Here is a 21,344-nt window from a genome sequence, read left to right on the forward strand (position 1 = left end):
TTAGCTTAGGCTTATGTTTTTAAGATTAGACACCATTCTTACACATAGAATAATCCAAATCAAGAGAGCCAACAGAGCAACCCAATTTTGTCTTAAAACCGAGATAATGGAAGGGTTTTTGAAATCAAAATCAGGAATTTTGGCATAAATGCTGGCATCGGCTTTTTTCTCCCAGTCTCCTGTTTTTGAGAAATCCCTCATGTGCGTATTGAGTGTTTCAACCATTTCGTAACGGTATTTTTCGGCATATTTCTGAAAAGCCAAAGCCGTTTTATAATCGCTTCCAGCCATGCCCATCGAAAGGTTTCTGACCGCCATAAATGGATTCAAAATTGCCGAATAAGCCGCCACCGAGTTTTGATTTTGATAAATGTTTTCCATCCTATCAAAATGCTTGTTATACACCATCGTAGAGTATTTTTCGCCTTCTTGCATGGCTATGGCATCAAAATTTACTGGGAGTTGCTCCACAGAATCGACCTTATATTGTGTCAACACTTGTTTTTTTAGTGCCTCAAAACGTTTATCCGAAGGGTTATGGCCGTCAATGCCGTTTTCTTCGTCTTTGTGAATGGCCTCTCTAAACTCAAAATTGGAGGGTGCTTTGAAAATACTCGCTCCTATATTGGTGGTTGCTTTGGGCAAAATCACACAGGCCAGCACCCAAATTCCTAATAATGAAAGGAGTGCATTGCGAGAAGAACCCGCACGTGCCGAAATAACCACCGAAAGACTAATAAAAACAAAGAAATAGATTGCGTAAGCCAGTAAAGTTAAGGCAAATCGGAGCAATAAATCGGCTGAGAGTGAGCCTTCTGTACCGATTAAAATCAATACAAAAGTGAGTAACAAAGCAGGTACTATAATCCACGCCAATGCTTTTGAAAAACCTTGAATCTTGCCCCAAGCAATCTGGCTCATACTTACGCCCTGACTGAGCATAAGTTTGAGTGTATTGTCTTCTTTTTCCTGCGAAATGCTATTGAAACACAAGAAAATAATGAGCAAAGGCATCAGAAGTTGAAGAACAAAGGCAACAGTCATTTCGCCAAAACGAATCAAGGACGAACTATCTTGAGCTGCCGAAAACTTGGGGTTGTTTTGTCGGTGAGCTTCCAAATATACATTTGTCCCCGTGAATGAATCTACACCGAAATCGAAGAAACTCATTTCGGACTTGGGTCTGAATGCAAACGAGCCGTAGTGAGCGGCCGAATGCGGATTTTTTTCTCCTTGATTAAGCCAAGTTTCACGGGCTTCTTTTTGTGCTAAATCTCGTTCTTTTTTGAGCGAACGATACGAAGCAAAACCGCCCAAAAGTGCCACCAAAAGTAAAGAGGCAATCAAACCACCCATTATTTTGAAGCGTTTGTCACGCAGTAGGGTAGTATATTCTTTGTTTGCGATTATTTTTTTCATGTTTTTACACCGTTTGTAAATACAACTTCTCTAACTCATTGGCCGAAATTTCTTTGGCGTCAATCACCGAAACTAAGTTTCCTTCTTTCATAATTCCGATGCGGTTGGCTACTTCTTTTGCTCTGAAAATATCGTGGGTAGCCATTAAAACAGCCGTTCCGTTTTGAGCCAATTCACGTAAAATCTCCGAAAATTCGTTCGAAGCTTTGGGATCAAGTCCCGAGGTAGGCTCATCGAGCAATAGGGCTTTGGCTTTTTTAGCAATGGCAATAGCAATGCCTACTTTTTGTCGCATACCTTTTGAATAGCCACCAACTCGTTGATTGTGAGCATTTTTTTGCAAACCTGCTGTGCTCAAAAACGAGCTTAATTCTTCTTTTCCGTAAGAAAAACCTGCCAAAGATGAGAAAAACTCCAAGTTTTCGATACCTGTTAGATTAGGATAAAGCATCACCGTTTCGGGAATATAAGCGAGGTACTTTTTGGTTTCGAGGGCATTTTCTGCCACCGAAACGCCGTTAATGCTTGCCGAGCCACCCGAAGGCTGGATAAAGCCCAAAAAGCAGTTGATGGTGGTGGTTTTACCCGCACCATTTTGCCCCAACAAGGCAAATATTTCGCCCTCATTGATGGTCAAATTCAGACTGTTGAGAGCTGTTTGCTCTCCATAAGTTTTGGTTAAATTCTTTGCTTGTAACATATTCAGTTTTTTATTAAATCGTTTCTAATTCATTACTTTCTGGCACTTTATCAAATAAAATGGGTAATTTTCTTGCACTTCGGTCACTTCGAGAAGCCCGACGTTGATGAATTCTCTCTTAATACTTTCATCGTCATAAAAGTATATTTTTACACCACCAAACATCTCGAATCTGTCTTTACTGATTAGCTCTCCTTGTCCATAGATTTGAGCCTCTTTGGTAATAGCTGTGAATACCATAAAACCACCCTCTTTTAACTGTTTATAACAGTCATGAATTAATTTTAGGCGTTCCATTTCGTCCAACAGATAAATAAGGCCATAGCAAAATACCCCATCATAGATTTTATCATCAAAAGGCATCTCTGTTACGGAGCCATGAAATATTGTCAATTTTTCACCAAAGTGTTTTTTAGCAATTTCAATAGCAGTCTCAGAAATTTCAATACCAGTTACTTTTATCTCGTTGTCGATGAATATTTTGGCATTTCTACCATAGCCAATACCTGGAATTAATACATCCTTTATGCGATGCTCGATAAAAAAATCTTTTGTCAATTCGGCAGAGTTTGCAGGTGCATGACCCCACATTTCTTGTTTTTCTTTAAAGGCTTCTTCCCAAAATTCCGACATTTCTAACTTATTTTTTACAGATTTTGTCTTCCAAAATCTCAATATTGACTTTTAAATTTCTTATGGAACTCATAACTTTTTTGGTGTTTACAGTTGCTCCTTCTACCCTAAAAATTGTATGTCCACATGGATAAGCCAAACCTGTTTCGTTGAGGTCGTAATTGGCCTTCAGTTCGGTATTTTCGGCTTTTAGCTGGCTCAAAATATAGTCTGCCTGAGTTTTTGTTTGAATATCGGTTATGAATATTTCTGTCATATTTTTTGTGATTGAATTTTCAAATCATCTTAAATTCCATTTTTACGAAATTTCAATTTCGCCCAAAACACACACAAAGTGCTGATTATCAATAATGGCAAAAGCATTTTTAGCCAATTGAGACTCGGTTTTTCTTGATAAAACTCTAAGCCAAATTTCTTCCAGTTTTCTTCGCTTACTGCCGCTTCGGTAAAGATTTTTGGATAGAAATAGAGTCGTTTTTGCTCATGAAAATTTTCCAGTTTTTCGATAAAATTCAGGTAATTATCCATATCCGAAAGACTCAAAGCATTGAGACTTAACTGAGCATGAATACTGGGAAAAAACATGCCCGCCGTACTGCTAAAGGCATTGCGTTTTTTTAGTTTTTCTTTGAATGCCAAAGCTTCTTTTGCCGCCTCATCGTCGCCCATTTGTTGCATGGCATAGTACCACAACCAACTATAATCTTTGCCTTCGGGGTGCTTAAATTGACTAAACTGTGGATAATGCTGATGAAATTTTGCCACAGTAGGTTCTTTAGGCACATCCCACTTGTTATGGTAGCCATCCCGACTTTCCAGCAAGGTGCTGAATGCTTCGGGAACAGGATAGAGATTGACCGTAATTGCATTGATTCCAGCAGGAACTACGATGGTAAGCGTTACCCAAGAAAGCAATAAAATCAAGGCATTTTGGCTTGAATTTTTATGAAAACTGGCCACTAACCAAGCTAACGCAAACCAAAAAACAACATATAAAATGGCAGTAAGAATAAATGCCCAAAATGCGGCACCAAACGAAATGGCTAAGTAGAATTTAGCAATGATCAGCAACAATACTAAAACCAAAAGCACACTCACGAACCGAATTAAAATCTTTATTCGCAGCATTTTTAGCGGATTTCCCGACTGACTCAATACCAAACTCCAAGTACCTTCTTCTTTTTCTTCTGAAATCAGATTGAAACAAAACGCAATAATGATAAGTGGAAAAAAGTAAATCAACACGAAACTAAAATCCATATTTCCGAGCATCTGATACATGGGGTTCATTAAATCGGTGGCGTATTTTTGTTCTTCCAAATTGCGAATCGTTACACTTTGCAGCGATGGATTGATGTCTCGCTGACCAATGGCCAAACCCGCTAAATTAGGTATATCATTTACCAATCCAAAACGCACATAATAAAGCAACAAACCAATTTCTTTTGGGTGAAATTCTACGTTTTTTGCAATGCTTTCTTGCTGATAATGAGCAGTTTTTTCAATGATTTCCTTGTTTTTATCTAAAAAATGTTTGCCAATATTGAGGCTAATCAAGCCCGCCACAAACAGTATCAAAAGACCCGTCATCAAGCCTTTTGAACGAAGAAAGTTTTTTAATAATAGTGCTTCCATGTCAAAATGCTTTTAGGTTTTTAATCGAATATTTAACTAAGAAAACTAACCCTAAACTCCATAAAATCAGTGAGATAATAGAAATTATTTCGTTTTTAAAGACTTCTACTAAGCCCAAAAACTGATGATGAAAATCGGGAAGGTCAGACCAGTGTTTTTTGCTGATGATAGCTTTTTTATCGGCCGAAGTTTTTACTTTATTGCCGATGTATTTTATCTGTAATTCGTTCATGGTTTGAGCCAGTTTGTATCTAAAATCTTCGGCTTGATTCTGAAAATCGTTGTAAGCCGAGTAGTCAGTTCCCGAAAGTGCCATCGAAAGGTTTTTGATAGCCATGTAAGGATTCAGAAATGCCGTAAAACGTACCACATTTTGTTGTTTTTGGTAAGTTTCAACCAAAGTTGCTTGATGTTTTTTGTAGGTTTCGGCACTGAGTTTTTCGCCTTCACGCATCACATAACCGCTGTAATTGAAAGGTAGTTTATGCGTAGAATCTACTTTGTAAGTGCTTAGTAATGAGTATTTTAATGCTTTGTAATGCGGGTCGTTAGGATTGTGGCTATCGCCCTGCTTGATGAGTTCTTGTTCTACGGTGGTGTCAAACTCAATTTTTGAAGGTGAAGGAAAAAGATTCTGTCCAACTACTTGCGAAACTTTAGGCAACATTAGGGTAAAAAACAACCAAAATCCAATGAGCGAAGTTAGTGCCGACTTGGAAGATTTTGCCTTGGCCGAAACCAAAATAGCTAGTACAGAAAGTATGAAAAAGTAAGCTAAATAACTGATAATGAGAAAGAAAAATCGTAAAAAGCTTTGCAGATTTTCGGAAGTAAATTTATTGAAAATCAACAAAATAAGGCCAGTAATGACCGATGGAACAAAAATACTCAGAGCCAAGGCAAACAAACCGAGCGATTTGCCTAAAATGAGTTCTTGCCAACTTACACCCTGCGTGAGTAAAATTCGCAGCGTGCCATGTTCTCTTTCACGAGCCACCAAATCGAATCCCCAAAAGAAAATGAGTAGGGGCAGTAAAAGTTGCAGAATCATTCCTGCCGAAATTTCACCAAAACGCAGCAATCCATTCGACAGACTGGCTTCTGAAAAGTTGACGGTATTTTGTTTGTGAGCTTCTAAAAAAACGGCATTTCCTACGTAGCTATCCATGCCAAAATCGAAGAAACTCAGCGGAAAACGATTTCGGAATGCCACATAACCATAATGTGCCATGCGGTGCGGATGTTTATCAGGTCGGTTTTCCCAACGTTCACGCACTTCGTGACTGTAATGTTCTACAGTTTCTTGTTGATTTACAAGGTTTTTGTACCCAGAAAACAAAGCAAAAAGCAATAAAACATTAAAAATCCCAATCAGCCAAAGCGTACTGGAATTCTTGATTTTACTACTCCAAACCTGTTTTGAATTGAGTTTTAGTATGTTGATTCGCATTTTTCTTAATTTAAAAAAGACTCTTCAATAAGTTCTCTATTGGCCATAACTCCTGCCAGTGAACCTTTGGCCACGGCATTGGCCACTTGGCGAAGTGGCGTAGCATTATCGCCAGCAGCAAAAACACCTTTTACATTTGTTTGCTGAAAATCATTGACTTTTATTAGGCCCATCTCGTCAAATTCACAGCCAAGTTGAGCCGCAATGTCTGATTTTTGTGCAAATTGGGCCCGATGATAAATCACAGAAATGGGGAAATCATCAGCATCATTTAAGCCAATTGATTCTACTTTTCCATCCTGATGATTGATTTTTGTAAGCTGATTCTCAATAATTTGGATGCCTTTCGATTGGATTTTTTGAGATTGCTCTTCGGTTAAGGTTGAGCTACCATTTGTCAAAAGCGTGAGGTTTTTCGTCCAATGATTTATCATTTTTTTGTACTCAAAAGCCTCATTTCCATTGGCTATGATTGCCGTTGGCTGATTTTTTACCTCATAACCGTGGCAATATGGGCAATGAATAACCGAAATTCCCCAACATGCTGCCAAACCTTCTATTTTTGAAGTATTGTCTTTCAAGCCCCATGCTAAAACCAGTTTTGGAGCTTTTACCTCGCCATTTTCTTTGAGTTTAATTTCAAACAAATCCTCTGATTTGCGGACACTTATAGCTGTATCATTTATAAACTCTACGGTTGGGTATGCCTCCAATTGTCTGCGAGCTTCTGCCAAAATTTCAAGTGGTGGTTTCCCATCTTGGGTCAAAAAGTTGTGTGAATGTGGTGTCTGTATATTGCAAGGTTGCTGATTGTCAATGATTAATACCTTTCTCATCGAACGTCCCAAACTCATGGCAGCCGACAGCCCCGCAAAACTTCCACCAATGATGACTACTTCGTAATTTTCCATATTTTGTTTTAAGCCACGAATTCACGAATTATTTATTTTCAATTAGTGAATTCGTGGCAAAATTTATTTTAAAATTTATAGGTAGCCGTCAGCATGAAATTTCTTGGTGCTCCTGGAAACAAACGGGTATAATTTTGAGCTCCAATCCAATACGTTTTATGGAAAATATTGTTCATGTTGAGAGCCATTTGTACGTTGCTTTTGCTTGGCGTGTAATAAATAGCCGCATCGAAAGTGGTAAAGGCTGGTACTTCAAATGCTCTGCTAAACCACGGGATTCTACTACCTTGGGCGTTCATTCCTGCTCCAACTCCCAAATCTTTTAGTTTAGAATTTGCCCCGAAATTGTAGCGAGTCCAGATATTACCACTGTGTTTGGCCACATTCTCTTTGCGTTGTCCCACCAAAGTTTCGTTGGCATCGGCCATGATTTTAGCATCAATAAAGCTGTATGAAGCATTGATTTGCCAGTTTGGCAAGATATATCCCGCCAAATCGGTCTCGAAACCACGACTACGGTCTGCTCCACGTTGTACCAATAAATCGGGTTTGGTAGGGTCATTGGCATTCATCAATATATTTTTTTGATTGATTTCGTACACAGCGGCATTTAAAGTGAATCGCTTTTCGAAAAGTTCAGTTTTTACACCCAATTCTTTCAAATCGCTGATGAGTGGCTTGAAGGTAGCAGCCGAAGTTGGTGTCCAAAAATATGCCCCAGTACTTGGCAAAAGTGTTACGGTGTTTGATTGTGGCTGATAGCCTTCTAAATAAGTACCGTAAACATTGATGTTTTTAGTTACTTCGTAAGTCAAGCCAATTCTTGGAATCAAAGCTGTGTTTTTGAATGATGCCTCGTTTGGAGCGTTGTAGTTGGTTATATCTTCAAACCATTCGTTTCTTAAACTCAACAAAGCCGAGAATTTGCCAATTTTAAGCTGCTCTTGAATATAAATAGCGTCAGTCGTAGTCAATGCCGATGGCACTGCAATTCGACTGTTGAGTGTATAATCATTAATATTTCTAACCGTATAAACTGGATTACTCAAATCAAAATAATTAGTATTAGGTCTTGGTAAAGTTTTTCCACCAATCGAAACAGTCTGATAATTAGTTGCGTTGGCCAAAACAAAACTTCCTGCCACCGAGCCATCTTTCAACAAAAATCCACGGGCTGCGTTCTGTCCCCCACCTTTGAGTTTATTCCAGCTCTGTAAGTCATAGCCTACCAAAAGTTTATGCAAAGTTTTGCCTGCATTAAAATTGAAATTGAAGTAAGCGTTTAGGTTATCAGTATTCCATAATTGCTTGCGTTGTACCATTTGCATTCCTACCAAACTCGTCACTTCGGCACCTGTGATGTCTCTCGCAAAGGCGTTGGTGGTGCGGTGTTCCTGCAAATCTTCAGACCAGGTTTGTTTCATGTAAGAGGCATTAAAACTGATTTTCTCGCTGAATTTGTGCGAAAGATTTGCCGTAAGAATCAATTCTTTCGATTTGAAAAAATCGTTGGCTGCTCCTAAATTCAAGCTGATAGGCGTACTATTCAAATTTGTTTTACCAGCCACTGCCCCAAAAATAGGCTGACCACGGTCGAGGTTGCCCACCATATTTGAGTAAATCAATTCTGTATTGATGGCTGTTTTATCGTTTGGCAAATAGGTGATAGATGGAGAAATCAAAACCGAATTATTTTTCACCAAATCACGGTAAGATTGTGCCTCTTGATAAGCTCCGTTGATGCGATAAAGCAAGGTTTTTGATTCATTCAATGGGCCAGTAAAATCCAAAGCCCCACGAACTGTACTGAAACTTCCTGCACTTAAACTCACCTCTCGACGAGTTTCGGATAAAGGTTTTTTGGTTACCATGTTGATACTTCCACCTGGGTCAACACTGCTAAAAGTAACTGAAGCGGGGCCTTTCAACACCTCGACACGCTCCACATTGGTAGTAAGCGGTTGTAAGAAATAAAACTGGCGGGTACGCATTCCGTTGATTATTTGCCCTTCCTCGTTTTGACTTATTCCTCTGATATTGAATTGATTATAAAAACTCGAAGGCGAAACTCCAGAGGCTATTTTTACTGCATCGGCCAATTGAAACGCTCCACGGTCAGCAATCAATTCTTTGGTAACGGTGCTGAGTGCTTGCGGCAACTCTTTGTTTTTGATGGCAATTTTGGTAGCCGAAAAACTATAATCGGAGTTATAATCTTTACGGGCTCTACCCAGTACTTCTACGTCCTGAAGCATGGTTTCCGATGGTTTCAGACTAATTTCAAGCGTTTGATTGGCCTTAACTTCCTGTGAAAAAGCTTCAAAGCCTATTGAGCTGATAGTCAGCTTGTAATTTTGGTCTAAAAGGTTTGTAAACTCAAAATTTCCATTGATATCACTTAAAGTATTTTTGGTTTCTGAGTTGGAATTTAGTTTAACTGTTGCTCCAATAACAGGTATTTTCCCATTTTCTTTTATGGTACCTTTTAAGGTATTTTGAGCAAATGAAAAAGTTGAAATTAAAAGTAAGAGCGTGAGTAGTTTTTTGAAATTCATAATATTTGTTTTGGTTAATTATTTAAATTTTGGGGAAAGGGTCTGTAAATTGGCCACCGGATTCCATACTTAATATTTCTTCCTCGGTGCAAAGGCATTTTTCAAGCTCTGAACAGATTATCTCTTCGTTGAGGTCTTGGCCAATGATGACCAATTCATTTTGTCTGTCGCCAAAGCGTTTGTCCCATCGGCTTTCTATTTGCTCCTGATTGTTTAGAAATGAGGCGTATTGTGATCTTTCTCTAAAAGTCATGCTTGCCCACCAAACTCCAGCACTTTCGGCTCGTAAAGAACCTCCTGCCTGACTCCAGTTTAGAGCATCGTCAGAACGTGATGCCATCCAGAATAATCCTTTTGAGCGTATGATACCTACATGCCATTCTTCTCCAATATAATTCCAAAATCTTTCAGGATGAAAAGGTCGTTTGTCCCGGAAAACAAAACTACTTATACCGTATTCCTCCGTTTCGGGTGTATGCGTTATGCCTTTGTTTCGGTTTTCAAGCTCCTGAATCCAACCTGCGGAGTTTTCGGCTTTTTCGTAATCGAATAGTCCAGTGTTTAAAATTGAGCTACTTGGCACTTTCCCAAAACTTGAGTCAATTATTTGAGCCACAGGGTTGAGCGATTTTAAAATGGCCTTGAGCTCACCCAGCTGATGGGGCGTCACCAAATCTGTTTTATTCAGTATTATTATATCGGCAAACTCGATTTGGTCTGTTAACAGATTTACGATGGTTCTGGTATCATTCGGGTCATTGTTGAGATTTCGTTGCCAAATATTATCGGCCGAACCAAAGTCTTTTCCAAAATTATAGGCATCCACTACGGTCACCATGCAGTCAATTTGGGCATATTTAGAAAGGTCAATACCATTTTCTTCGTCCACAAAACTAAAAGTTTGAGCCACTGGTACGGGTTCCGAAATGCCTGTGGATTCGATAAGTAGGTAATCAAAACGCTTTTCTTTGGCCAGTTTTTCTACCTCAATCATCAGATCTTCACGAAGCGTGCAGCAGATACAGCCATTGCTCATTTCTACCAGTTTTTCCTCAGTTCTTGATAACGTATTTTCTTTTTCGACCAGGGCTGCATCTATGTTCACCTCGCTCATGTCGTTTACTATCACGGCCACTTTTAGGCCTTCTTTGTTGTGTAGAACGTGGTTGAGCAAAGTCGTTTTTCCAGCTCCGAGAAAACCCGAGAGCACGGTAACGGGGAGTTTTTTATTCATGATGGCATTTTTTGCAATAACGCAGGTTATAAATATGACCAATTATTAAGCCTAAGCTGGCTAAGTAGCTAATTTCGTGAAGGATGTGAAATTCGTCTTCGAACAAAATACAAACAGTGAGTAAGAAAAAGCTTGACCAGATTATGCCTAGTGCAACCTTACTTTCTGTGTCTTTGGAAGCTTCATAAGCAGCAAAAAAACTGATGATTAGAAACAAATAGGAAACCTCATGCCACCAAGAAAAGTTAGTGGCTATGAAGATGAGAAAAGGTGTAAATAGGCAATGCACCACACAAAGTGATGCACTTGCGATTCCTAACCAATCTGATTTAAAATTCATATGTTATATAAATGCAACAATGTTGCAAATATAAAAACGCAAATGAAATAAATGCAACAATGTTGCATAAATATTTAATTGAATTGAATTAGGCTAGCATCGTCCAAGATATAGTTAAGATCATCGACATTGTCAGAATTGAGCCTGAACTTGCCTTTAACGGTGATGATTTGGTCTGTTTTAAATCGATTTTTCGTGGCGAAATTGAGCTGAATGATAGATTCTGGCCCCGAACCGCCACAAAAGAAACAAGCTGCCATAGGTTTGGCAGAAAGCACATAGAGATTTTGACTGACTGGAATTACATAGCCTTTTATCTCTACATACTTCCCTTCTAGTTTTAAAAGAGAGGCTCCGAAGGAAGGGTAGAGGAAGTCTAACTCATATTCCTTATTGAATTTCTTTGTGAATTTGACGTCTCTCAGTGTAACCCAATTAATTTTTTGGGTAAGTGTTTCTTGAGCGTAGCCCTGGATTGCGAAAATTATAAGAATTAGAACAAATTTTATTTTTGGCATAAAAGAATTTGTATTTTTGCACCAACGTTGCAAAAATAAATATTTTTATGAAAATCAGCAGACTATTCTATCTTTTTGTTGTGCCGCTTGGATGCTCAAGTCCGAAAGTCGAATTGACCAAGGCCAACAAAATTCACTTGGAAAATGCCGCCATCTTTGAAGTTTTAGAAAACAAATTGGATAGTTTACAGAAAATCCGCACAAACGAAACCCAAAATGCTGACCTTCAAAACCTTAATCACGAATTAAAAGAACTAGAAGAAAATATGGTAGAAGTGCCTGGTTTTGAACACGAACACCATCATGAGGGCCATAACCACAGTCATGCGGCACCTATTAACTATACTGATGATCAGATTTTGGCCATTCAAAAAGAAGTAAAATCGGAACTTTTAAAGATAAAAGCCAAAGTAGAAAATTTTAAGTAGGTTTCTAGGTTGAAATCATCTGCCAAAGTAAATCAAAAGTTTCGGAGATAATATGTCCTCTTTTGCTTTCCTTCGGTTCCGAAATTATCAGATACTGATTGATGCTGAATGTATGACCACTTATTAGTGTAAACAGTATTTCTAAATCCATATTTTTCAAAACACCCTCATCTATAGCGTTTTGTAAAAGTTCTTTTAGGGGTTTTACATATTTTTGGATTTCGTCTTCTGCTATTTTTTTTAAGTATGGAGAAGAATTAAATTGCTCCATGAACTTGAATTCGGCTATATGTTCTTTGGCCCAATCCAGTGTGGTGGTGTAGTATTTTTTTAGAATATCTTTGAAGGAGGTTTCCTGAGAAATGCTTTCTGTTATTTCACAGCCCAGTTTGCCTTTAATATCTAGATAAAGAGCTACCACCAACTCATCTTTGGTGGGGAAAAAATAGAACAAAGTACCGCTAGAAATACCTGCTTCTTTGGCAATTTTGCTAGTAGGTGTATTGTGAAAACCAAATTCCACAAAAAGCTTCAAAGCTGCGTCTAATACTTTTGCTTTTTTGTCCATGATTATTCTATTTTACGCTTTTCCACCATTCCGTAAACTTTTGGTTGGGGTCATTTAAATCCACTTTTTCACCAATCATGGGAGTTATGAGGTTTAGATTTTCGGTTTTATTGTTCTCTACGATTTTGTTCAATGGCTCGTCCCATCTGTGGTTGGCTAAGGCAAATTTAGCAGAATGAACCGGAAACAAACGCTTGGTTTTTAAATCTTTAGCCGCTTGCAGAATTTCGTGTGGCATGAGGTGAATGTGTTTCCAGCTTTTGTTATATTGGCCGTTTTCGAGTATGGCCAAATCAAAAGGTCCAAATTTTGCACCGATTTCGGCAAAGTGTTTGTCGTAACCACTGTCGCCTCCAAGGAATAGATTCTGACTTGGTGTTTTCAGTACAAATGAAGTCCACAATGCTTGGTTTCTCTTTATTGATCTTCCAGAAAAATGACGTGCAGGGGTAGTATTTACCCAAAAACCACCGCCTAAATCTATGGTTTCATTCCAGTCTTTTTCTATGATGATATTGGGGTCATATCCCCAGTACTCGAGGTGTTCGCCAGTCCCTAAGCCTGTTATTACGGTTTTAACTTTAGACTTTAGCTTTAAAATTGTTTTGAAATCAAGGTGGTCGTAGTGGTCGTGAGAAATGAATAAATAATCGATTTCTGGAAAATCATCTACTGTATACTGGTCAGTGCCTTCAAATGCTTTGGTGGTAAAAGACAGAGGCGATGCATTACCACTCAAAACTGGGTCCATTAATATTTTTTTGCCGTCGATTTGTATAAAATAAGAGGAATGACCGAACCACACCAATACGTTTTCTTTAGGGTCAAGCTGAAGTAAGTCGGTTTTGTGAGAGGGAATTCTCGTTTCAGGCTTTTGACCTTTTTTGTCGCCCAAAGCAAATTCTTTCATTACGGTGTAATATGTTGCACCTTCTGTTAAATCAGGCGTAAAGCTTTGGTTTTGAAAGGCCCCATCTCTATAATTTGGTGATTTTTTTATACGTTTTAATCTGGCTCCAGATGGCATTCTTCCGAAAACGGACATTCTAAAAAAGGCATTTACGCTCATTACTGCTCCTATAATTAATATTAATATTACTGTTCTTTTTTTCATATAACTGACTAATCAGTCAGTAAAAGTAGTATATTGTTTTTACAATTGCAGTTTTATTTTTTATGAGAGGTTTTAGTGAAGGATGAAATGCTAAATTTAAGATTTTTATGTTTTTGGTTAGAGAAGTTTTAGTTTCATTCCTTGATGACTTGCTATATAGCCTAAAGATTCATAAAATCTTAAAGCTTCTGGTCTTTGCTTATCGGTGGTTAGCTGGATCATGTTACAACCTTTTTGCATTGCCTGTTCTTTGATATATTCAAACATTTTGCTGCCAATTCCTTGTCCTCTATAATCCGAATGGATTCTAACAGCCTCTACTTGTGCTCTTAAACCACCTTTATGGGTTAAATATTGAATAAATGTCAGTTGAAAAGTTCCAACTTTTTTACCATCCAATTCGACTATAATAAGCTCTTGGTTTGGGTCTTTCGCAATATTTTCAAATGCCATTTTATAGTTTTCTAAAATATTTTCATCAAACTGTTCTCTTTTAGAACCTAGCTTATCATCAGAAAGCATTTTTATTATATCCAAAAGATCATCATGCATCGCAAGTCTAAAATGAAGTTGATTTTCCATAATTAATAGTGCAAATATCAAAAAATTAATTAGTTAGTTATTTTAGCTGACGTTTAGCTTTGCCATAGCTCTAACGGGGAAAGTGCCTACTCCTTTGAATTTCGGTGGAATCGCACTAAACCTAAAGCCCTCTTGTGGTAGTAAATAAAGATTGCAAAGGTGTTCTACAATCAGTATTTCGGCACCTAAAAGCGTGGTATGAACTGGTCTGCTATTGGTAAGCGTGTTATCTATATTGTGTGAATCTATACCCACCAATTTCACTTGGCCGGCTCTTAGATATTCAGCGGCTTCTTGTGTTAAATATGGATGGTTTTCGTAATATTTTTCGGTATTCCAGTGATTTGACCAATCGGTGTGAATCAATACAGCCCGGTTTCTAATTTCAAAACCTTCTAGATGTTGTTTGGTGATGGCCAAGGTTTCAGTAAATGAAACTGAAATTTTGATGCCTTCTAAATCCGTAAAGGCTTCCAAACCGACCTCTGAAAGGTCTTTTCCGTCAGAAAATCTATGGAATGGGCAGTCGAGATAGGTACCGGTGTTGGTTACCATCTCTATTTTACCAATCTGAAACTCTGTACCTTCTTCATAGAATTTTTTAGAATCTTTTCTACTCAGATAATCACAAACAATAGGAGCGGGAAGACCTTTGTAAGTGACCAAACCGTGTTCTATCGTATGACTGAGGTCTATCAATAACGAATTTTCTGTTTTTTGAGTAATTGGTTTTCTTTTGTGTTGTTCAGCAAAAACTATTTTATTCAGAATTTTAATCTGGCCGACCATCAGTAGCCGCAGGTCTGCCACTAAATATTCTGCTAATTCTTTATCAGAAATAGAATCCTTATCAATATCTAGTCTAAAATCTTCCCCTTTCAGGCTTCCCCCATTGGTGAAATATATCTCAAAATCAAATTTTACTCTTTTGTCCATATTTATTTATGAAATTAGAAATAAATCCAAATTAGGTTAGAAAACTATTTTTGGTGAAAGAAAAAGTGAATTTTAGTTAAAGTATTTATGCCAAGTCAGAAAATAAATACTGCGAGAATCTCAAAGAATCTCGCAGTTTCTCGCAATTTTATTCTATAGAAGACTTCCGATATTCCTTACAAATCATTGGCCTTGCTTCCCAATATTTTTGTACCACTTATTTCCTCGTATTTGTCCTGCGACACTGTGAAGCCATCGAATTCTGTAAAGCGGGTGTATTTGCCCACAAATCGGAGGTTTACACTATCCACAGAGCCGCTTCGGTTTTTGGCTATGATAACCTCGGCCATGCCTTTGGTACTTTCACCCGTTTCGGTTTCTGTAATCTGGTAATATTCAGGACGATAGAGAAACATTACCACGTCCGCGTCTTGTTCAATGGAGCCAGATTCTCTCAAGTCCGAAAGTTGCGGGCGTTTGTCTCCTGCCCGCGTTTCTACCGAGCGACTTAGTTGAGAGAGAGCTATGACTGGTATGTTTAGTTCTTTGGCAATTGTTTTGAGAGACCTAGAAATAGCCGCAATCTCTTGTTCTCGGTTCATGCCACCTTTACCATTGCCAGCAGTCATAAGTTGCAGATAGTCAACTATCAATAGACGAATGTTATGAAAAGCTTTCAGTCTTCGGGCCTTGGTTCTAAGTTCCAGCACCGATAAGGCAGGGGTATCGTCAATGTAAATAGGTGCGGTAGCCAAATTGTTTAGTCTAGAATGCAAGGCATGCCAGTCCTCAGTTTCCAAGTCGCCTTTTCTAAGTTTTTGTGAGTCTATTTCTGCTTCAGCAGAAATCAAACGGAGCATTACCTGCTGGCTGCTCATTTCAAGTGAAAATAAAGCAACGGGTAATTTAAAATCTATGGCTGCGTTTCGAAGTGCTGATACCACAAAAGCCGTTTTACCCATACCTGGTCTGGCTGCAATGATGATAAGCTCAGTGTTGTGCCATCCACCCGTAACTCTGTCTAGCGACGGAAACCCTGATGGAACACTGGCAGATCCTCCATCTTGTTCAGCTTTATTTTTGAGCTCTTGGATGGTTTTCTGAACTACCATCTGGAGATCGGGTATATTTTTGTTGAGGTTACCTTCTTGTATTTCTCTAAGATTTTGTTCGGTATTGTCGAGCAAATTAAAGACGTCAGTGGTGTCTTCGTAGGCTTTGGTTACTACGTCACCCATTATCTTCACGATATTCCTCCGGATTGCATATTGTACAATTATCCGGGCATCATGCTCAATGTGGCTGGAAATTGATTTGGCACTTATACGTGCCAAATAAGCCGCTCCGCCAATAAATTCCAGCTCACCTGAAAGCCTTAGTTGATTCGTTACTGTCAACAAATCCACTGGCTCAGATTTTCCAAAAAGGAGTAAAATTGCTTGGTAGATGGCTTCGTGTTTCTCTGAAATGAAGCTATCTGGTTTTAAGACATCTATCACCGTAGTGAGGGCATCTTTTTCTTTTATGACTCCGCCCAGCACGGCAGCTTCCAATTCAATGATGTGCGAAGACTGCTGAAAATCAAAGATTTGTTCAGGGTTTCGTTTAGGTTTTTCAGGAAATCTTCTTCTTTGTTGTTTCATTTTATGAAATTACTACCTGTTGAGTCTAATTTTAGCATAGACACCTCTTCTTTTTTACCCACACCCAATGGAAAAGGCTTTGCTTTTTTGTTGTTGAGCAAAGAATTGAAGTTTCGAGAAATAATAAAGTTTCCACCTGATACTATCACATTGCCAGTAGAAGAGAAAGTATAATAATTGGTAGGAACACTTCTGGAATACAGTCTAAATTTATATTCACCATCTTGGGAAAGGTTATACTCTAACTCACCACCCACTGAAAGCTGCCCAGTAGTGGTGGCATTTATATTGTTTTCAAGACTATTGATAAATGAACTTTTCCCGCTGAGTTTTATGCGGTTATTTAGAAATCTGTAACTAAAATTCAGCTGCATATTATTCAAAATATTTTCACGAAAATCGCCAAATTGTACGCCCAGTTCTAGGTTTGGATTGAGTTTGTTAGCCAGATTTCCGATTTGGTTTGAAAGCAGATTGCTCACATTATCGATTAAAAACTCTTGTGCCATAGCAGCGGCAATATTGTCAGGGAATATCTCATTGAAAACCAAGATGCTAGATACATTTCTACTCAATAACTGTTCATCATTTCGAAGTTTTTGTTCAAAACCTAATAGTGCAGTTTGCCCAGTAATCGGAATTTGTTTGAGGTCAAAATTTACATCATATTTGATGGTTGGCGTAAGTAGTCTATCAGATAAAAGTACCGTCACATTTACTGGAAATCGGGAGGAAGTATTTGCTAATTCAGGAGAAATGGAGGACGGAATTGGGATGTTGGCTGTGTAGTTCGCTCTAAGATCTAAGTTGGCCTCATATGGGTCTCCAGACCATGAGATACGGCTACCATCTACAATGTTAAATTTGCGGAGGGAAGCTAAGTTCTGAAAACTGAAATTGTATTTGCCGCTTCTGACCACATATGGGCCACTGATGGTGAAATCGCCACGTGTATCATACAATATACTTAATCGGCCTTCGCCAAAAACATTAAGTACGTCATTATTGGTTCGGTCAAATATGATTTCGCACTCGGCATCTTGGGTAAAGCTTAAATTAAAAGCGATTTTAACTCCACCGGTTTTTATTTTAGGTTTTTTGGTTTTAGCAATCAATGTAGAATCAATTTTTTCAGCTTTTTTCAAGAATGGAATACCTTCTTGTTTGAGGTCAATTTTTTTTCCACTGTCCATTGGAATCGTAATCTTTGTACCTTTTTTACTGTTTAAATTACCCGTTACCACAATATTTTCAAAGTCTCCAGTCATCTGCAAATCTCCACCCGCAAATGCAGTTCCATAGAAAACATCGCTCTCGAAAGATTTCAAGTTCAATACCTTAAAGCCATCTTTTCCTTTTATCGAAGCATTGAGGCCAACCATGAATTTGCCAGAACCGCCATTAAAAACACCCCCTTGTATGGTGGCTAAATTGCCTCCAATAGGTGCATCTCTTACCGTTACGCCCTCAGGCCCAGCAACAAAACCTTCTTCGTTGAGCAAAATTTTATCATCAAAATAAATTGTCGTTCCTGAGGAAATGACTTTCAGCGAGCCTTTGCTTATATTTATTTGCCCTTTGAATATGGGGTCTAAGGGAGTTCCAAAAATCTCTACATCACCTTCTGCAAGGCCAGTCATATTGGTCATTACACCGGTCAACATTCCCTCAAACATCTGTAAATTTAGATTCCTGACTTTGGCTTTTAAATTGAGCGAATTATTTTTTATTTCAGGATCATAGTAGCCACTCATCCTGAATATTTCTTCAAACTGCCTAAATACGCTTCCGTTAATCTTTAATTTATTGGCCAAATTATCCCAGTTGGCTTCAGTAGTAACTGTTCCAATTAAACTGTTTCGATATTCAAGGTTTTCTATATGAAGGTTGCTGGTAAAAAGTGGATTTTTATAATAATCACGCAAACGAAGTTCCCCATTTGCAATTCCTTTGGTTTCTACGTTTGTAAATGGTTTAAGCGTAAGTAAATCAAAATCTTGTACAGATAAAATTGATTCCTGTTGAGGATCGCTTGAAACTATCCCATTAAACCTTACAATTTGATTATTATTTGAGAGTTTTAAGTCGTTAAAAACTACCTTATTCTCTAAAACATTGATGAGGTTGTTTTCTGAAAACGTCCATTTTTTGTCTATCAAAAATACTTTGCTATTTTTTGGGTTAAATCTAATATCAAATCCTTCTGGTGTGAATTTTACTGACCCGAAAAGCTCAATATTACTGTTGCTATTTTGTTGATCTATTGAAGCATCAAAATTAATGGTATTGCCTTGGCCCCAATAAGCATTTGCATTGAGATTTTCGGCAAGAATGCCATTACTAATTTTTTGATTTTTTGAAAAAAGAATCAAGGAAGTCAATACTTCGGGCGATTTAAAGAATTTGGAAGTATTAAAGTCTATCGTTGAACTATAAAATTCGTTTCCTTTAAAACGCATGGTGTCAATTTCGGCCTCTAAAGAAAACTCTGAAGTTGCTCTGGAGGAGAACTTTCCCTTTAAATTTGAGCCTGAAGAAACATAAATGTTAGGATCAAAAAAGCCGAAGAAGCGTCTGCTATCTTTGAAATAGAGTTGATAGTTGGCATCATAAAAATCAGTTTGAGCGTTTTTCTTGACATTTTTGGCCCGATAATAACTTAGTCGGTCTTCTTCTGTTTCTTCAAAATAGAGTTTGTATTCTTTTACCAAAATGCTGACATCAGAAATTATTTTACTGGGTACAAAATCTCCATTGATATAGATATTAAAAAACTCCGAAACCATCGAAAAACGTCTTTGATTTTCATTAATACCCGAGTTAAAATAAAGAGAATCAATAGCCAAAGAGTGATTGTCATCCTCTAAAACTGTGTTTGAAAATCTCGCTCTACCAATCCAGTCGTCCAATTTATTTCCTATAAAATCGAAGTTGATGGTTGATTTTATCTTCAGATTTTCTTTAGAAATTCCAAGAGGTTTAAGATTGGCGTTTTCCAATAAACCCTTAATTTTAAAAGTGTTGAGTTCTTTATTTAAGTCGGCTCGGCCTTCTACTTGTGCGGTAATATTCGGGTCTTTGATATCTATGTAACCATCAAAAATTGATTGACCAAGGTTGCCATCAACTATTATATTTTTGTAGGTGTAGCCGTTATAGCCAATCTCAGAAACTTGACCATCCAGCTGTAATAAAGCACTTTTTACTTCAAAACCTGTTCCACCTATTTTTCCCTGAAAAGAGAGTTTATCTAAGGATGGTTCATCAAAAAGTTTACCCAAATCAAGCTGTTGAATATTAAGGTCGCCTTTGTAAGTAGCTTCATTGGCAATCTGGACTTCCATTTCACCATTAATTTTGCCCAAACCCAAAGCATTCAACTCTGACTTGGTCTTGAAATTATTATAAACGCCAGCATAGGTGCCAGAAAAATCAAGTTTTTCAATCTTCTTTATATATTTTTGAAATCCAGGGTTTTTACTGTATTGGCTTACGTCTTTAGCCAGCATCGTCGAAGGTTTTAATGCCAGTGTCGTATTGGTTTTTTTAAGATTTGGAAATCCCTTGAAGTTCACGTCACCTTTTAGGTTAGAGCCAGAACCAAACTTTAAGTCGAAGTCTTTAAAATTTAAATCAACATACAACCCATCCATTTTTGCTGAAAGCATGTAACGTTCTTTGTAATTGTACATTTCAGAAGCAAACCTGCCCAAATCTTGGCTATCCAGAATGCTATTTTTAAGATTTGCATTCATTTTTACCTTTCTAAAAAAATCATTAAAAGCAGAGGGTCTTTCGTAAAGGAAATGAATTTTATTGCCCAAATAAGAATCATTTATGTAGGCCGAAAGGTTGTCTAGGAGCATAGCGGTCTTGCAATAAAGAAAATTAGTTTTGATATCTTTTATTTTCAAGTCGCTTCTATAATCCACAGCAGAAAGATTCCTAGTTTTAAATGCTACAGTATCGCCTAGAATCAGTACGTTTTCAATATTGGCATTAATTTTATCAAACCTAAAATTGTAATAATCAAAGGTTTTCTCGGGAAAACGATCTTTTCTGTTATCACTGAGGCTAATGTTTCCATTGGTGACATAGGCGTTGTCTATAGTGAATGGTTTATTCTGGTTTGGAACAGATTTCTTTGTAGAATCTTTTCCGATTTTTTCGATGGCTGCAATCCAATAGTCAATATTGAGCTTTCCTGTTTTGTCTTTTCTGAGTTTAACTTCCGGGTTTTTGAGCAAAACATAGTCGAGATTGTTATCAAATTTAAAGATTTTATCGGTGTTGAAAGTAATGGAAGGAATATGGTTTTTGTCGAATCCAATCTTAAGATTGTTGGCAAGGTCAAAAGTGAAGTTAGTTTTACAATTTATGTATAGCTCTCTTACAAAAATCATGTCTCTACCATCAAGATCTTTTATGTTAATGTCTTCAAAAGTTATTTCATCGAGCCACGAAATTCTGGCTTGCGAAATAGTTACATTTCCACCAACTTTTTCACTAAGCCATTCTGTGGCCTTTTGGGTGATATTTGTTTGTACTTCAGGTAGTTGTAAGGAATAATATGCCAAAACAGACAACGATACAATCAACAAGAATATGATTCCTGTGATATTTATTAGTATGTTGAATATGCGTTTCAAATTCCTTGGTTTTATAAAAATGTTAAGGC

18 protein-coding genes are annotated in these 21,344 nt (G+C 37.7%); 1 reads left to right on the forward strand and 17 read right to left on the reverse strand.

The window, feature by feature from the left end; translation table 11 throughout:
• The 11 genes from EGI24_RS05045 to EGI24_RS05095 all read right to left on the reverse strand — a co-directional run bounded on the left by EGI24_RS05045 (position 1) and on the right by EGI24_RS05095 (position 11,395).
• Positions 1–1,419 carry a DUF3526 domain-containing protein gene (locus tag EGI24_RS05045; protein WP_255047265.1) on the reverse strand — a complete coding sequence of 473 codons (1,419 nt, stop codon included), beginning with the start codon at positions 1,417–1,419 and terminating at the stop codon, positions 1–3.
• Between the two features lie 4 nt (positions 1,420–1,423).
• Complete coding sequence (locus EGI24_RS05050) at positions 1,424–2,119, reverse strand: ABC transporter ATP-binding protein (protein ID WP_255047266.1); 696 nt, start codon at positions 2,117–2,119, stop codon at positions 1,424–1,426.
• 24 nt (positions 2,120–2,143) lie between these two features.
• Entirely contained in the window at positions 2,144–2,752 is a 609-nt protein-coding gene (locus tag EGI24_RS05055; protein WP_255047267.1) for a bifunctional 2-polyprenyl-6-hydroxyphenol methylase/3-demethylubiquinol 3-O-methyltransferase UbiG, read from the reverse strand.
• 7 nt (positions 2,753–2,759) lie between these two features.
• Positions 2,760–3,008, reverse strand: a complete 249-nt coding sequence (locus tag EGI24_RS05060) for a hypothetical protein (protein WP_255047268.1) — start codon at positions 3,006–3,008, stop codon at positions 2,760–2,762.
• A 29-nt stretch (positions 3,009–3,037) separates the two neighbouring features.
• On the reverse strand, positions 3,038–4,387 hold the full coding sequence (locus tag EGI24_RS05065; RefSeq protein WP_255047269.1) for a DUF3526 domain-containing protein: 1,350 nt from the start codon (positions 4,385–4,387) through the stop codon (positions 3,038–3,040).
• A gap of 1 nt (position 4,388) precedes the next feature.
• On the reverse strand, positions 4,389–5,837 hold the full coding sequence (locus EGI24_RS05070; protein WP_255047270.1) for a DUF3526 domain-containing protein: 1,449 nt from the start codon (positions 5,835–5,837) through the stop codon (positions 4,389–4,391).
• Between the two features lie 5 nt (positions 5,838–5,842).
• A complete protein-coding gene (locus EGI24_RS05075; RefSeq protein WP_255047271.1) occupies positions 5,843–6,748 on the reverse strand; it encodes an NAD(P)/FAD-dependent oxidoreductase in 906 nt (301 codons plus the stop codon).
• A 68-nt stretch (positions 6,749–6,816) separates the two neighbouring features.
• Positions 6,817–9,303: a TonB-dependent receptor gene (locus tag EGI24_RS05080; protein ID WP_255047272.1), complete on the reverse strand. Its 2,487-nt coding sequence runs from the start codon at positions 9,301–9,303 to the stop codon at positions 6,817–6,819.
• A gap of 22 nt (positions 9,304–9,325) precedes the next feature.
• Positions 9,326–10,537, reverse strand: coding sequence for a GTP-binding protein (locus tag EGI24_RS05085; RefSeq protein WP_255047273.1), 1,212 nt, complete (start codon positions 10,535–10,537; stop codon positions 9,326–9,328).
• Entirely contained in the window at positions 10,530–10,877 is a 348-nt protein-coding gene (locus EGI24_RS05090) for a MerC domain-containing protein (RefSeq protein WP_255047274.1), read from the reverse strand. Before EGI24_RS05090 ends, EGI24_RS05085 begins: the two co-directional genes overlap by 8 nt.
• Positions 10,878–10,951: 74 nt before the next feature.
• A complete protein-coding gene (locus EGI24_RS05095; RefSeq protein WP_255047275.1) occupies positions 10,952–11,395 on the reverse strand; it encodes a DUF3299 domain-containing protein in 444 nt (147 codons plus the stop codon).
• Positions 11,396–11,442: 47 nt separating this feature from the next.
• Here EGI24_RS05095 and EGI24_RS05100 point away from each other — a divergent pair, with 47 nt between their 5' ends.
• Positions 11,443–11,823: a hypothetical protein gene (locus EGI24_RS05100; protein ID WP_255047276.1), complete on the forward strand. Its 381-nt coding sequence runs from the start codon at positions 11,443–11,445 to the stop codon at positions 11,821–11,823.
• 4 nt (positions 11,824–11,827) lie between these two features.
• On the opposite strand, the gene EGI24_RS05105 is transcribed toward EGI24_RS05100, so the two are convergent.
• The 6 genes from EGI24_RS05105 to EGI24_RS05130 all read right to left on the reverse strand — a co-directional run bounded on the left by EGI24_RS05105 (position 11,828) and on the right by EGI24_RS05130 (position 21,315).
• Complete coding sequence (locus EGI24_RS05105; RefSeq protein ID WP_255047277.1) at positions 11,828–12,391, reverse strand: TetR/AcrR family transcriptional regulator; 564 nt, start codon at positions 12,389–12,391, stop codon at positions 11,828–11,830.
• A 7-nt stretch (positions 12,392–12,398) separates the two neighbouring features.
• Entirely contained in the window at positions 12,399–13,505 is a 1,107-nt protein-coding gene (locus EGI24_RS05110; RefSeq protein ID WP_255047278.1) for an MBL fold metallo-hydrolase, read from the reverse strand.
• A 117-nt stretch (positions 13,506–13,622) separates the two neighbouring features.
• Positions 13,623–14,087 (reverse strand): GNAT family N-acetyltransferase, encoded by a 465-nt coding sequence (locus tag EGI24_RS05115; protein ID WP_255047279.1) that lies wholly within the window; start codon positions 14,085–14,087, stop codon positions 13,623–13,625.
• Positions 14,088–14,129: 42 nt separating this feature from the next.
• Positions 14,130–15,023 (reverse strand): cyclase family protein, encoded by an 894-nt coding sequence (locus EGI24_RS05120; RefSeq protein WP_255047280.1) that lies wholly within the window; start codon positions 15,021–15,023, stop codon positions 14,130–14,132.
• A 176-nt stretch (positions 15,024–15,199) separates the two neighbouring features.
• On the reverse strand, positions 15,200–16,666 hold the full coding sequence (dnaB, locus tag EGI24_RS05125) for a replicative DNA helicase (protein ID WP_255047281.1): 1,467 nt from the start codon (positions 16,664–16,666) through the stop codon (positions 15,200–15,202).
• On the reverse strand, positions 16,663–21,315 hold the full coding sequence (locus EGI24_RS05130) for a translocation/assembly module TamB domain-containing protein (protein ID WP_255047282.1): 4,653 nt from the start codon (positions 21,313–21,315) through the stop codon (positions 16,663–16,665). The genes dnaB and EGI24_RS05130 overlap by 4 nt, the downstream gene beginning before the upstream one ends.
• Positions 21,316–21,344 lie beyond the last annotated feature (29 nt).

This window comes from Lacihabitans sp. CS3-21, from assembly GCF_024343675.1.
Lineage (GTDB): Bacteria > Bacteroidota > Bacteroidia > Cytophagales > Spirosomataceae > Leadbetterella.